The 14,445-nt window shown below is 32.9% G+C and carries 12 protein-coding genes; 1 reads left to right on the top strand and 11 read right to left on the bottom strand.

What is annotated here, in order from left to right; genetic code table 11:
• Positions 1-136: 136 nt before the first annotated feature.
• Together NST35_RS00745 and brnQ are read right to left on the bottom strand one after the other, a co-directional pair.
• A complete protein-coding gene (locus NST35_RS00745) occupies positions 137-676 on the bottom strand; it encodes a TetR/AcrR family transcriptional regulator (protein WP_002458107.1) in 540 nt (179 codons plus the stop codon).
• A 465-nt stretch (positions 677-1,141) separates the two neighbouring features.
• Entirely contained in the window at positions 1,142-2,500 is a 1,359-nt protein-coding gene (gene brnQ, locus NST35_RS00740; protein WP_002458108.1) for a branched-chain amino acid transport system II carrier protein, read from the bottom strand.
• Positions 2,501-2,848: 348 nt separating this feature from the next.
• On the opposite strand from brnQ, the gene NST35_RS00735 reads away from it, so the two are divergent.
• Positions 2,849-4,066 carry an ArgE/DapE family deacylase gene (locus NST35_RS00735; protein WP_002458109.1) on the top strand — a complete coding sequence of 406 codons (1,218 nt, stop codon included), beginning with the start codon at positions 2,849-2,851 and terminating at the stop codon, positions 4,064-4,066.
• 139 nt (positions 4,067-4,205) lie between these two features.
• Here NST35_RS00735 and pflA read toward each other — a convergent pair whose 3' ends face one another.
• The 9 genes from pflA to opp1B all read right to left on the bottom strand — a co-directional run bounded on the left by pflA (position 4,206) and on the right by opp1B (position 14,434).
• The gene (gene pflA, locus NST35_RS00730) at positions 4,206-4,961 is read right to left on the bottom strand and encodes a pyruvate formate-lyase-activating protein (RefSeq protein ID WP_002446860.1); all 756 of its coding nucleotides are present in this window, start codon (positions 4,959-4,961) and stop codon (positions 4,206-4,208) included.
• A 21-nt stretch (positions 4,962-4,982) separates the two neighbouring features.
• Positions 4,983-7,229, bottom strand: coding sequence for a formate C-acetyltransferase (pflB, locus tag NST35_RS00725; RefSeq protein ID WP_002458110.1), 2,247 nt, complete (start codon positions 7,227-7,229; stop codon positions 4,983-4,985).
• A gap of 465 nt (positions 7,230-7,694) precedes the next feature.
• Positions 7,695-8,468 (bottom strand): ABC transporter permease, encoded by a 774-nt coding sequence (locus NST35_RS00720; RefSeq protein WP_002458112.1) that lies wholly within the window; start codon positions 8,466-8,468, stop codon positions 7,695-7,697.
• Position 8,469: 1 nt separating this feature from the next.
• Entirely contained in the window at positions 8,470-9,165 is a 696-nt protein-coding gene (locus NST35_RS00715; protein ID WP_002458113.1) for an ABC transporter ATP-binding protein, read from the bottom strand.
• Between the two features lie 712 nt (positions 9,166-9,877).
• Complete coding sequence (cntE, locus tag NST35_RS00710; RefSeq protein WP_340747224.1) at positions 9,878-11,068, bottom strand: staphylopine family metallophore export MFS transporter CntE; 1,191 nt, start codon at positions 11,066-11,068, stop codon at positions 9,878-9,880.
• An 11-nt stretch (positions 11,069-11,079) separates the two neighbouring features.
• Positions 11,080-11,829 carry an ABC transporter ATP-binding protein gene (locus NST35_RS00705; protein ID WP_002490187.1) on the bottom strand — a complete coding sequence of 250 codons (750 nt, stop codon included), beginning with the start codon at positions 11,827-11,829 and terminating at the stop codon, positions 11,080-11,082.
• A complete protein-coding gene (gene cntD, locus NST35_RS00700) occupies positions 11,822-12,637 on the bottom strand; it encodes a staphylopine uptake ABC transporter ATP-binding protein CntD (protein ID WP_002458115.1) in 816 nt (271 codons plus the stop codon). The genes NST35_RS00705 and cntD overlap by 8 nt, the downstream gene beginning before the upstream one ends.
• Complete coding sequence (gene cntC, locus NST35_RS00695) at positions 12,624-13,502, bottom strand: staphylopine uptake ABC transporter permease subunit CntC (RefSeq protein WP_002446855.1); 879 nt, start codon at positions 13,500-13,502, stop codon at positions 12,624-12,626. The genes cntD and cntC overlap by 14 nt, the downstream gene beginning before the upstream one ends.
• Positions 13,499-14,434, bottom strand: a complete 936-nt coding sequence (gene opp1B, locus NST35_RS00690) for a nickel/cobalt ABC transporter permease (protein WP_002458116.1) — start codon at positions 14,432-14,434, stop codon at positions 13,499-13,501. The genes cntC and opp1B overlap by 4 nt, the downstream gene beginning before the upstream one ends.
• Between the last annotated feature and the right edge of the window lie 11 nt (positions 14,435-14,445).

Raw genomic sequence — 14,445 nt, 5'->3', positions numbered from 1 at the left:
ATTAACACCTCTAAAAGTTTTATTTTTTATGACATTGATTACTATACCAACTAGTCGGTTTAGTTTCAACTGACTTTACACAAAAAAGAACAGAGCGATGTACGAAACATCACCCTGCTCTATGTATATAGCTTATTTAATTTTTTTCTATTTGCATCTTTAAACGTTCAATAACTTTCTCTCTCATTTCTTCATCTATAGCACTAATTCCGAATATTTCCGACAACCATAAACCATCGACAGCTAAACGAATAATGGTAGCATCTACCTCATCTAACCCGTCGTGTGTAATTTGATATTGCCATTCTTGATATGAGGTCTTTAATGGTGATAATAAACTTCTATTAGTCCCTTGCGCCGCTAACATTCCAGAAGTAATAGGCGCATTATCCGTACGATGTGCTCTTGTCGCTTCTATAAATGCGTTGAGCCATTGCCCTTTTTTGTTTTTTTCATTACCGATATGTTGGTTCACGTTATCTCTGTACAAATTATTGGCATAGTTAACCAGCTCTTTGATGAGTTCATCTTTACTTTTAAAATGATAAAATAAACCACCTTTACTTATTCCAGCCCTTTGAGCTACAGCATCCAACGTGAGATAATCAGCACCTTTTTCATTAATAATAGCTGCGGCCGATTCTAATATTAATTGTCTTTTGGAAGTTCTAGGCATTTCGTCACCTTCTTTATCGAATTCTAAATAATATATAATTGTAATTATTTAACACTTTTTCAACACCCATACTTATCGAGTGTATTTATTTTATAAACAACTTTTCTTAAATTCAACTTTATTAACAAGAATTGTATTTATTAATAACGATTTACTTATTACTATATGTCACAAACATATAAAAAGTAAACTTATCATATAATATATGTTCCTCTGTCAACGTCGGTTAATTATGAAAAAATTTAAGTAGCTCCATTCCGTTGCTTAATACTTTTTTATTCACTTATAAAAATCCAAGAAAAGAGAGAGCGATTTTGCCCTCTCTTTTGTGTATAGTAGTACTATTAAATTTTATCTCACTTACAATTAATATACTTATTAATAAAATGATGTATTTAAAAACTATAATAATCTTGAAATATAATTATTAAGAAATTCGCAGTTATATCATTTATTAACTCAACCTTATTGTACGTAGAACGATTTTTTAGCAGTCATAAAGTATACAATAATACCAATAATGAAACCAATAAGTGCTGGAACAATCCATCCCATACCAATGTTAAAGAATGGGAGATAATTTTCACCAAATCCAATGATTGTTTGTGCAAATTTTGTATTAACAAAGAACTCTGGACTTGCTTTCACACCATCTACAAATGCCGCCACCATTGTAAATAATGTTGTAAATCGATAGACAATCTTAGAATGTTTAAATAATGGACTAAGTAATGCTAATAAAATTAAAGTAATCGCTAAAGGATAAATGAACATCAACACTGGTGTTGAATACATAATAATTTTTGTTAAACCTACATTAGCAAATATACAAGCTAATATACTCACCCCAGTAGCTAACCAAAGATAGTTAGATTTAGGGAATAACTCTGTAAATGTTTCCGAAAAGGCTGTGATCAATCCTATTGCTGTTTTCAGACATGCCACAATGATGATGAGTGACAAAATAATAATTCCGTAATCCCCTAAATAATGTTGTGCAATCTGAGCAAGCGCAATACCACCATTTTCACTTACTTTAAAACGACCTAAACTCATCGTACCCATTAAAGCTAATAAAGTATAAATAACGCCCATAGCTATAATACTAATCGTACCTGATTTTAAAGTTTCTTTAGCGATTGTATTCGGATTAGTAATCCCCAACTTTTTAATTGTAGTAACAATGATAATACCAAATGCTAATGATGCCAAAGCATCTAATGTATTATATCCATCGATAAACCCTTTGAGTAACACGCTATTGCTATAATCAGCACTTACTGGCGCATGACTAATTCCACCCATAGGACGGATAAATGCAAGCACAACAACAATTCCAAGCAAGATGAGAAAGACCGGATTTAAGAATTTTCCAATATAGTCTAATATTTTAGAAGGTTTACGCGAAAATAACCACGCTACTCCGAAGAATAAAATACTAAAAATAGGCAACAACGCTTGGGCTGTACCAGATGAAATAAATGGTGAAAATGCTATTTCAAATGACGTCGTCGCAAGTCTTGGCAACGCAAAAAACGGACCTATAACAAGATACAAGCCAATTGTGAACAAATAACCATATATTTTACTTATCCTTGAGGAAATTTCAAAGACCCCGTTTGTTTTAGATACACCTATCGCTATAATTCCTAAAAAAGGTAGTCCGATAGCCGTGATAAGAAATCCTAAATTGGCGGTCCATACATTCGCCCCCGCAGTTTGACCTAAGTGAATTGGAAAAATGAGATTTCCAGCACCAAAAAATAGACCAAACAGCATTGAGCCGATAAATAGATTCTCTTTTAATGTTAGTTTATTTTTCATCGTTAATTATGTATCTCCTAATAATATGTATTATTAGCTATTATACATGATTTTAACCGTCTGCGTGGCACGAAGTTATATATATATATGTATTATTACATCTTAATCTCATCACTTTTCATTTTATAACACGATTCAAACTATAAATAATGAAAATTTTTTAATATTGCTATACATTGTTGTTTTTTATAAGAAATGTTAAGTCAATATTTATTTTTTATTAAAAATCCATTTATTTTAGCATATAATTTTTAATAAATAAAAGTTTTTGATAATATTAAGTGTACAAGGATTTTTATTTTTTATTAAAAAGTAAAAATCATTACTAAAAATGAGGAGGACTGTGAAATGACTGTATTGAGTGAGCAAGACAAAATAAGATTATTAGCTGATATCGTCAAGATTCAAACTGAGAATGATCATGAAATTGAAGTATGTGAGTACTTAAAAGACCTGTTAAGTCAATATGATATTGATTCTAAGATTGTTAAAGTTAATGATTCACGCGCTAATTTAGTTGCTGAAATTGGTAGTGGCGCTCCAGTCTTAGCAATCAGTGGACACATGGATGTTGTAGATGCTGGTGACCATGATGATTGGACTTTTCCTCCATTTGAACTCACAGATAAAGATGGCAAGTTATTCGGCAGAGGTACCACTGATATGAAAGGTGGTCTTATGGCGATGGTCATCGCGATGATTGAATTAAAACAATCAAACGCATTAAAGCAAGGTACGATACGTTTATTAGCTACTACAGGAGAAGAGACGGAACAATATGGTGCACAATTACTAGCTGATGAAGGTTACTTAGATGATGTGAGTGGTTTAATTATTGGCGAACCAACTAGTAATATCGCTTACTATGCTCATAAAGGTTCTATGAGTTGTGTAGTCACAGCGAAAGGTAAGGCTGCACATAGTTCTATGCCACACCTAGGTACAAATGCTGTTGATATTTTAGTTGATTTTGTAAATGAAATGAAACAAGAATATAAAAATATTAAAGAACATGATAAAGTACACGAGTTAGACGCTGTTCCAATGATTGAGAAACATCTCCACAGAAAAATTGGTGAAGAAGAATCACATATCTACTCTGGATTTGTAATGTTAAACTCTGTATTCAATGGTGGTAAACAAGTTAATTCTGTTCCTCATAAGGCGACAGCTAAATATAATGTAAGAACTGTTCCAGAATATGACAGTACTTTCGTGAAGGATTTATTTGAAAAAGTCATTCGTCATGTGGGTGAAGATTATTTAACTGTAGATATACCTAGCAGTCACGATCCAGTGGCAAGTGATCGTGATAATCCTCTTATTCAAAATATTACACGTATTGCACCGAATTATGTACATGAAGACATTGTTGTGAGTGCATTGATTGGTACAACTGATGCATCTAGTTTCCTAGGAACAAATGAAAATAACGTGGATTTTGCTGTCTTTGGACCTGGTGAATCTATTATGGCGCATCAAGTTGATGAATTTATTAGAAAAGATATGTATTTAAGTTACATTGATGTTTATAAAGATGTATTTAAAGCATATCTAGAAAAATAAACTATTTAAAACTTATGAATCATATTTTTATTAAATAAAGTTAATTGACATATATTTTAAACTCAGTTTATCGACTGATTAAACGTAAAGAAGCCTGAGACAACGACTGATGTCTCAGGCTATTACTATATTTATCTTTCTATAATGTTACAGGTATTTTGCCATTAAAGTTAACATAACGATAAGCTTCTTTAACCGCTTCATCGTCAGGCGGTTCAACATTTTCGAGTTGATAAGGAATGCCTAAATTTTTCCACTTATGCACACCGAGTTGATGATATGGTAAGATTTCAAACTTTTCAACGTTATCCAAAGAATTAATAAATTCTCCTAGTTTTATCAAATCTTCTTTATCATCCGAAATACCAGGTACTAAAACATGTCTAATCCAAACAGGTTGTTTCATATCAGATAATTTACGTGCAAACTTTAAAATATGTGTGTTAGGTTTGCCTGTTAATTTGATGTGCTTATCATTATCAATATGTTTAATATCTAATAAGATTAAATCTGTATGCTTTTGCAATTCATCAAAATGACGATTAAATGCTGGCGTATCATTCACACATCCCGCAGAAGTATCAATGCATGTGTGAACACCATTCGCTTTTAATTCTTTGAATAATTGCTCCAAGAAAGGCATTTGTAGTAATGGTTCACCACCACTGACTGTTACCCCACCACCTGAAGCTTCAAAGTAAGGTTTGTACGGTAAGATTTCATTTACCATTTCATCAACCGTCACTTCTCTTGATGGTTCGTTAATCTTCCAAGTGTCTGGATTATGACAATATAAACATCTTAACAAACAACCTTGAGTAAATAATATATATCTAAGTCCTGGCCCGTCGACAGTGCCCATACTTTCAACGGAGTGTAAGTGTCCTTTAAGCATTTTGCTCCCACCTTAAATTTATTACATAGATTCGTGGAATGTACGTGAAATAACATCTAATTGTTGTTCACGTGTTAATTTAATGAAGTTTACAGCGTATCCAGATACACGAATCGTTAATTGTGGATACTCTTCTGGGTGTTCCATTGCATCAATTAATGTTTCTCTATTAAATACGTTAATGTTGAGGTGATGACCATGTTGCATTGCATAACCATCTAACATACTAGTTAAGTTTTTATTTTGATCTGCTTCTTCTTTACCTAGTGATTTCGGTACGATACTAAATGTATTTGAGATACCATCTTTACAGCAATCGTAAGGTATTTTAGCTACTGAACTTAGTGAAGATAATGCACCTTTTTGGTCACGACCATGCATTGGGTTTGCGCCAGGTGCAAATGGTTCGCCAGCTTTACGTCCATCTGGTGTGTTACCAGTTTTCTTACCATAAACAACGTTTGAAGTAATTGTTAATACACTCATTGTGTGTTCAGAATTACGGTATGTTTTATGGCTACGTAATTTAGTCATGAAACGTTCAACTAAATCTACTGCAATTTCATCAACACGACTGTCATTATTACCATATTTAGGGAAGTCGCCTTCGATTTCAAAGTCAGTTACAAGACCTTCATCGTTACGGATAGGTTTAACTTGTGCATATTTAATCGCTGATAAAGAGTCAGCTGCTACAGACAATCCGGCAATACCAGTTGCCATTGTGCGAATAATTTCTGTATCATGTAAAGCCATTTCAAGACGTTCATAGCTATATTTATCATGCATATAGTGAATGATATTTAATGAGTTGATATATACGCCAGCTAACCAGTCCATCATTTTTTCATATCTTTCGAAGACTTCATCATAATCTAGTACGTCTGATTTAATACCTTCATAACTTGGCCCAACTTGTTTACCAGATTTTTCATCTTTACCACCATTGATAGCGTAAAGTAATGCTTTAGCTAAGTTAGCACGTGCACCGAAGAATTGCATTTGTTTACCAATCTTCATGGCAGATACACAGCAAGCGATACCATAATCATCGCCATAGCTTTCACGCATTAAGTCATCATTTTCATATTGGATTGAGCTCGTTTTAATACTCATTTTAGCACAATAGATTTTGAAGTTTTCAGGTAAGCGAGTAGACCATAATACTGTTAAGTTTGGTTCTGGTGCTGGACCTAAATTATCTAATGAGTGTAAGAAACGGAATGAGTTTTTAGTTACCATTGGACGTCCGTCAATACCTACACCACCGATAGATTCAGTTACCCAAGTTGGATCTCCAGAGAATAATTCATTATATTCAGGCGTACGCGCGAATTTAACGATACGTAATTTCATAATGAAGTGGTCAATGATTTCTTGAACTTCTTGTTCAGTGATGTCACCATTTTGTAAATCACGTTCAGCATAAATATCTAAGAATGTTGAAGTACGTCCTAAACTCATTGCTGCACCATTTTGTTCTTTGATAGCAGCTAAATATGCTAAGTATAACCATTGCACAGCTTCTTTGAAGTTAGTAGCAGGACGGCTAATATCAAATCCATATTTTTGACCTAATTCTTTTAAATCTTGAAGTGAACGATATTGCTCTGATAATTCTTCACGTAAACGAATTACATCTTCAGACATTTCAGTAGACATTGTGTTAAAGTCTTTAAGTTTTTGTTCCATTAAGAAGTCTACACCGTATAAAGCAACACGACGATAGTCTCCGATAATACGTCCACGTCCGTAAGCATCTGGCAAACCAGTAATAATACCAGCTTTACGACAATTTAACATTTCTCTTGAATATGCATCGAATACACCTTGGTTGTGCGTTTTACGATATTCAGTGAAGATTTTTTCTGTTTCTGGATCTAATTCGTAACCATACGCTTCACATGCTGCTTTTGCCATACGAATACCACCGAATGGTTGCATAGAACGTTTGAATGGTTTTTCAGTTTGAACACCAACAACCTTTTCTAAATCTTTGTCTAAGTAACCGGCGTCATGAGAAGTGATTGTCGATGCCACTTTAGTATCCATGTCCCACATGCCACCGCGCTCACGTTCTTCTTTTGATAATTGCATTACTTGATCCCATAAAGTTTCAGTTGCTTTTGTAGGACCTTCTAAAAATTCATCGTCACCTTCATATAATGAATAGTTCAATTGTATGAATTCTCTCACGTCTATATTTTTATTCCAACGACCTGTTTTAAATCCTTGCCAAGCATTAGTATGATTATTTGTTTCTAACATACTCTCCGCCTCCATTTCGTATTGTTAACGTTTTCAACGACAGTATACCATGAATCATGTGATTAATTTCACATAATTTGTGGCATATTTTCTACTAAAGTTTGTATAAATTACGAACCTGTGACAGAAGTTATAACAGTTTGTGAATAAATTATCCTGTTACATAACAGTTTTCTGAAAAATTCCTTCTATAATGAAACCTCATAGCAAGAAAAATTCACTATCTTATAACGACAAGTAAAACAAAACCTGAGACAACAATTGTCTCAGGTTTGTTTGGTATATATAGTCTATCTATGACTAAATTAAAATTAATTTTATATACTTTTTCAACTAAAATCTCAATATAGAGCATTGTATTTACATATTCTACAGAAAAACCAAGATAGTATTCGAAACCACTAATGAAAAACTGAATTCTGTTCCATCTTTTATTCTACTATCTTAATCTGTTTCGATTTTTAATTATACGTTTTTCTTCTTAAAAATCCATACAACCAAAATTAAGAAAATAAGAATGTAAACAATATTTCCAATAAATAATTCATGTAATTCTAGTTTAGTCAATTCTTTAAACGCTTTATTATCTATGACTTGTATTTGAATATTCATCATATTTATTGGATTCCATTTTAACCATTCCCATTTGTTAATGATAGCAAAAAGTATTCCCGAAATAATAGACACAGCAAAATAAAAAATAATACCAACTGCTATAGATACACCTGGACTTTTCATAATACATGAAATTAACAATGTTAAGCTGATGAGTAACCACATAGCAACAAATACGCCTAATGTTCTCAACAATAAATCACTTAATAATGATTCTTTATTCTGAGATGCTTCAATCAAACTTGTATCACCATTGAAAATCAAATGAAGTACAATAGTGATTCCTAAAAAGATTGCAAATATAATGATTGAATAGATGAATAATGTAATGATTTTACTTATTACAATGCTGATACGTGAATATTTTCTATATAATAAGTTCTTAATGGTACCATAATGAAACTCCATGGTAATGATTGTACTTGCTTGAATAATGAGTAAGAAAATAGCCCATGAAAATGATGAATAACCATTTTTAAAGTTTTCTTCAGGACTAAATATTGATGAGTACTGACTACTAACAATCGCCAAAATTAGCATAATTGCTATAATTACAATAGGAATAATAAACGTTGATTTCTTCTTAAATAGTTTAAAACACTCTTGTTTGATTAATGTTCCCATCTTAATTGTCACCTTCTTTATCAATTATATTCAGTAAGATATTTTCTAAATCGTCTTCATCTTCTTGATTTAATTCTTCTCTTGTAGTTTGTTTTATAATCTTACCCTCATCAATAATTAAAATGGAATCTGTAATTTTGACTAACTCACTTAAAATGTGACTTGAAATAAGAAACGTCGTACCTTGTTTGGCTGTCTCAACAATAAGTTCCCTTACATCTCTGACAGCTTTTGGATCAAGTCCATTCATTGGTTCATCCAATACAATTAATTGTGGATGATTTAAAAAAGCGATTGCGATTCCCAATTTCTGTTTCATACCTAAAGAATATGTTTTAGCTTTTTTATGTATGTATCTATCCATTTTCAATTTTTTCACTATATCATCGATAGCATTTTTTTCTTTACTTTCACATAATAACTTTAAGTTATCGTAACCTGTTAAAAATGGATAAACACCTGGACTTTCTATGAGCGCACCTGTATTGGATTTGTTATTTGTATTCGCGCGAACCTTATAACTTCCATCTTGATAGTTAGATAATCCTAAAATTACTTTCATCAATGTCGTTTTTCCGGCGCCATTTGCTCCAACAAGTCCTACAATTTGCCCTTCGTCCAATTTAAATGAAACATCTTGAATAATTGGCATCCCCTTAATCTTCTTCGTTAATTGATCAACTTGTAAAATTGTCACTCTAAAACACTCCCTTTCATTTCTAATAACTAAGAATTATTTCGTATTATGCTATAGGAAAAGTTCAATATACTAAATTTTCTATAGCTAATTCGTTATAAAAACACAATATTTAAGTTTCTATAACATTCTCACTTAAGATAATTGAATTAAAATAATACTTAAAGAATCTTTTAATTCTTAAACCTTAACATAACGATGCTACCATTAAATTACCTAAGTAAATTTTTAAAAAATCAGTATAATAATTGAAAACTCACTTAAAGTAATCACAAATATAACAAGGCAAGCATTATATTTCTATAAGTGGTACAGTGAATAATCAATAAACGTCATACCACTTCATGCACGATTGTAACATTTTAATATACATTTTGTAATTAATTATTAAATTATATTTAAAAAACATATATTACACATCTTTGCCTAATAATTTTTGGTGTTAATTCAATAAATTTATTCAAAAATTAATGAAAAATATAGTGTTGGTTCACTTTATGTATGTAGTAACATTAATGTGATTTTTTATCATTTTAAAATACTACCTATTAAATAAAAATCTGTCATATAAAAAATGAGCCTACTTCTCTAATATAACTCGACAAAAAACGATTCATATTAGAGAAAACGACTCATTTTACATGTGCGGGAGTGTAACCTCAGACAAACTGGAGGCTCCCTTTTAATTTATCATTATTTTTATGTAGTGCTGCTATGAGGCTTTAGAAACACTTTGTCCTTGTCTAATTTTACTGAATATCATTGCAATAGTAACCAATAAAGCGCATAAAATATACATCCATTTAAATCCTATCGTATCTGATATTGGCCCCATGAGCACACCTCCTAGTGAAATCCCTAAATCTGCACATGCTATAAACAATCCTAATAACATATTACGTCCTATCTTTGGTAAGACAAAACTTAAATACGTTGTCAATGTAGGATAAACGAGCGCTTGTGTTATTCCAATAAAGATTGCACTTATATATACAAATATACTCAATATTTGTGGTCCAAAAGCTACAATGATTGAAGCAATCATCAGTAACGTTAAGACAATCATCATAAACCGGTGATGCCATAAACCATCAGATGGTACATACTTACGTAAATAAAATCTAGCTATCACTACTGTAATGGCTTGAATTGTAAGGAAAATACCTGCATTCGCGAAACCTTCCCTAACTGTATATAATGGTATAAAAGTACTCATCGCACCAAACACTATAGATGACAAAATCATAATCATACCACTGCAGAAGAGTGCTTTATTTTTAAAAAATTGGACATATACAGTCATTGCATTAAAAGGTAAGACTTCTTCTTTTGGTGCTACCTCTTTTTGTGTATTTGCAAAAGTAGTTCTATAACCAAATAAGGTTGTTGTTACTGCAATAAAAATCATAACAATAGCAAATATGGTCATATTTTCCACGTGCCAAATCCCAACTGCAATTAATGGTCCTAATAAATTGGGAATTGTTGAAAACAATGAATAGAGAGATACACCTTCTGAACGATATTTTTCAGGTAAAGCATCTATAATACCCAATTGTAAAGACATTGAGAAGAATGCCGTACACACACCTTGCATAATACGTGCAACCAAATAACCTTCAAGTCCTGTAAACCCATATAATACCAGTGCCATAGCATTAATCAATAATATAATACGCAATACTTTAATCGGACCTACACGAGCAATAATTTGACCAGCCCAAGGGCGAAATAGCATTGCCGTTAGCATATAAGCCCCCATTACAATTCCAATTACGGTATTCGTCGCCTCCAAATCATGTCCTCTTAGAGGTATGAAAACATTGAGTATGGCATTCGCACTAAAAAACATCAATGTTAAAATATATAATCTTAAAACTGGCCAAGACATGGCACCTTTCATATTGTCACTCCTTAGATTGATAGTTGTTTATCAATCAGTTCTCTTGTATAACCATTTTGTTGCCTATGCAATTCACTTATAGATGTCCTAGCTTCGATACAGCCATTTTTAAAAATAAGCAAGTCATCACATATATACATCGCAGCTTGTATATCATGAGTAATAAAGATATAACTCAGCTGATGTGAGTGACGTAACCTTTTCAATAAATCTAATATTTGTGTTTGCATAGACATATCTAATGAACTAATCGCCTCATCAAATAATATATAATCTGGTTGCATACATATCGCACGTGCAATAGCTACACGCTGTGCTTCTCCACCTGAAAGCATATGTGGATAACAATACAAACAATCAGATTTTAACCCTACTTCACGTAGTAACGCTGTTACATACTCTTCCATATTCTCCTTTGATGTACATCGACACTGATTCATTACTTCAAACAAAATATCTTTGACAGTATGAAAAGGATGCAAAGAAGAAGTATAGTCTTGAAAAACCGCAGCAATTCGATGACGTCTCACTTTTTTTAAATGAACAGGCTGACCGTCCAACGTCACTTGTCCTTGATCTGGTTTTTCTAGTCCTAAAATCATACGACTCAACGTAGACTTTCCACTTCCACTTTCTCCAATAATTGCTATTGATGCACCAGTGGGGCAATCAAATGACACACCTTTAACTACAGGAATACGTTTATCACGAAATATTGATTTTTTTCCATAAAATTTAATAACATTTTGAACTTTAAGCATTGAAATCACCCCTCAGCACTAACTGAAAATAATCATGAATTGTCTTTTTAGTAGATAATAAATAAGCTGTATAGTGATGACGAGGTTGTTGTAATACCATATTTGTTCGGCCTTCTTCTATCACGCGACCTTCTTTCATAACTACAACACGATCTGCAATTTTATTAATCACTGTGAGGTCATGAGATATAAAAATCATGGCGCAATCAAAATGATGTTTTATATCTTTAAAAGCATTGATAACTTCATATTGTGTAATGGTATCTAATGCTGTGGTAGGCTCATCAGCAATAATCAATTTAGGTTTCAATGCCAATGCTAGTGCAATCATCATACGTTGAAGCATCCCACCTGACAACATGTAGGGATATGCTTTTAATAACGAACGGGGATCTTTCAACTTCATATACGTCATATAATGAATGAGTTCTTGTTTTATTTGTTGCTTTGATAATGTCGTATGTGCACGCAAAGTTTCAATCATTTGCTTCCCCACTTTAGTTGAAGGATCAAATGCTCGTGTTCCTTGTTGCATAATCATAGCAATATCTTTACCACGAATTTTGCGTAGTTGCTTTTCAGTTATTGTATTTAAATTTTGATGTTCAAAAAAGATATCTCCGCTTACAGATAAACGTTGAGCATTTAAACCTATTAATGCTTTACAAGTAATCGATTTTCCGCTTCCACTTTCTCCAATAATACCTAATGTTTCACCACATTGAACTGTGAAATTCACGTTATCAACGAGTGTCTCATCTGACCATGTGTCCTTAATTCTTAAATGCGCTACTTTAAGCAATGTCATGTGCTTTCACACCTTTCTTCAATGCCAGTCGTTTCTCTTTAGAGGACATACGTGGATCAATCGCCATTTGTAAAGCATCTGATAAAAAGTTAAACGCCATTACAATTATGACGATAGCCACACCTGTTGTCATCATCATTCCAGGATGTGTGAACATTACTTTTCGTGCTTCATTAAGCATCATCCCCCATTCGGCTGTAGGTGCCTTAACACCTAATCCAAGGAACGAGAATCCTGACATTTGTAATATCATTGAGCACATCGAACTACTAGCAATAATCGCTATGTCAGTAAAGGTTAGTGGCAAAATATGTTTGCGAATGATTGTTAAATCATTCATACCAATTACTTTGGCAAATTTTACATGATCAGCTTCAATATATTGCATTACACTGGTTCGAATCACGCGACAAAACCACGCCCATCGAGTCAATATAAACGCAATGATAATATTTTCTACACCCATGCCAAACAACGTAATCAATGCCAATGTCACCACATAACTTGGAAAAGCTAACATCACATCGCATATACGCATAATTATTGCATCGATATAACCTGGGAAATAACCTGAAATAAACCCAAGTATCGCTCCTATCACAACGGAAATAATCAATGCGACAAATACATATAACAAACTAGGTCTTATGGCGTATATTATCCGTGTTAATACGTCCCGGCCTAAATGGTCTGTCCCCAACCAGTGAGACCAACTTATACCAGCAAATTTATTTGCTGTATCAATGTGATTCGGTTCATAAAATGTAATTAAAGGAGCTAAAACTCCAAGCACTACGTAGATTGTAATAATAGCTATAGCAACTATGGCACCTCTATCTTGAAATAGACGACGTAACACAATCATTTCATTGCCTCCCTTAAACGCGGATTTAATATTGCATTAATGATATCTGCAAGTGTATTAAAAAGAATAAACAACACCGCGACAATGAGCACGTATGCTTGAATTACTGGAAAATCATGTTCAGTAATCGCTTTAACACTTAATGGTCCTAAACCTGGCCACGCAAATACATTTTCAATAACGACTAAACCTCCCATGATCATTGGTATCGACATACAAAAAATAGATACGGCTACCTGTAATGCATTACGTAATACATGCAGCAACATTGTCAGACGAGGTACACCACTAGCTTTTAAATACAAAACATAATCTTCATTTAATTGTTCAAGCATAGATCGCCGGACATTTCTAAAATAAATTCCTGCATAGGTAATCGTAATAACAAAGACTGGAAGAATATAACTTTCTGGACCTGTGAGTCCTGAGGTTGGTAATAAATTGAGTTTTACAGATACATAAATAACTAATATTGAAGCTACCCAATATGAAGGCAGAGCTGTTAGTAGAAAAGCTATTGAACGTATAGCATGATCTGTAAATCGACCACTAGTCAAAGCACTCACTATGCCTAGAACAACAGATGTTATCATCACCACCACACTGGAAATCAAAGTGAGTTTTAATGTATTCATAAACGCTGGACCCATACGCTCAGATACTGGATCCCCTGTGATATAACTCGTTCCAAATTTAAACTGCAATGCATCAACAAGCCAATTTTTATATTGCGTGAATATCGGTTGATTTAATCCATATTTTTCTTTAGTTTCAGCTATTAAATCTTGTGTTATATTAGGTGTTCCTTGGGCATGTAAAATTGTTACTGCTGGATCTTCGTTCGTGAGATAGGTCATCATGAAAGTCATAAAAGTCACTACAATTAATAATGGAATCATGAGCGTAAGACGTTTCATAATAAATTTAACCATGACGACGCTCC

The organism is Staphylococcus sp. FSL W8-0304, assembly GCF_038006565.1.
Classification (GTDB): Bacteria; Bacillota; Bacilli; order Staphylococcales; family Staphylococcaceae; genus Staphylococcus; species Staphylococcus epidermidis.
This window is presented reverse-complemented; position numbering and strand designations above follow the sequence as displayed.

Bases quoted from the DNA above. Each gene is read 5' to 3' on its own strand.
- brnQ (WP_002458108.1), bottom strand. From the start codon at position 2,500: ATGAAAAATAAACTAACATTAAAAGAGAATCTATTTATCGGCTCAATG.
- NST35_RS00745 (WP_002458107.1), bottom strand. From the start codon at position 676: ATGCCTAGAACTTCCAAAAGACAATTAATATTAGAATCGGCCGCAGCT.
- cntE (WP_340747224.1), bottom strand. From the start codon at position 11,068: ATGAAAGGTGCCATGTCTTGGCCAGTTTTAAGATTATATATTTTAACA.
- cntC (WP_002446855.1), bottom strand. From the start codon at position 13,502: ATGATTGTGTTACGTCGTCTATTTCAAGATAGAGGTGCCATAGTTGCT.
- cntD (WP_002458115.1), bottom strand. From the start codon at position 12,637: ATGACATTGCTTAAAGTAGCGCATTTAAGAATTAAGGACACATGGTCA.
- NST35_RS00735 (WP_002458109.1), top strand. From the start codon at position 2,849: ATGACTGTATTGAGTGAGCAAGACAAAATAAGATTATTAGCTGATATC.
- opp1B (WP_002458116.1), bottom strand. From the start codon at position 14,434: ATGGTTAAATTTATTATGAAACGTCTTACGCTCATGATTCCATTATTA.
- pflA (WP_002446860.1), bottom strand. From the start codon at position 4,961: ATGCTTAAAGGACACTTACACTCCGTTGAAAGTATGGGCACTGTCGAC.
- NST35_RS00720 (WP_002458112.1), bottom strand. From the start codon at position 8,468: ATGGGAACATTAATCAAACAAGAGTGTTTTAAACTATTTAAGAAGAAA.
- NST35_RS00705 (WP_002490187.1), bottom strand. From the start codon at position 11,829: ATGCTTAAAGTTCAAAATGTTATTAAATTTTATGGAAAAAAATCAATA.
- pflB (WP_002458110.1), bottom strand. From the start codon at position 7,229: ATGTTAGAAACAAATAATCATACTAATGCTTGGCAAGGATTTAAAACA.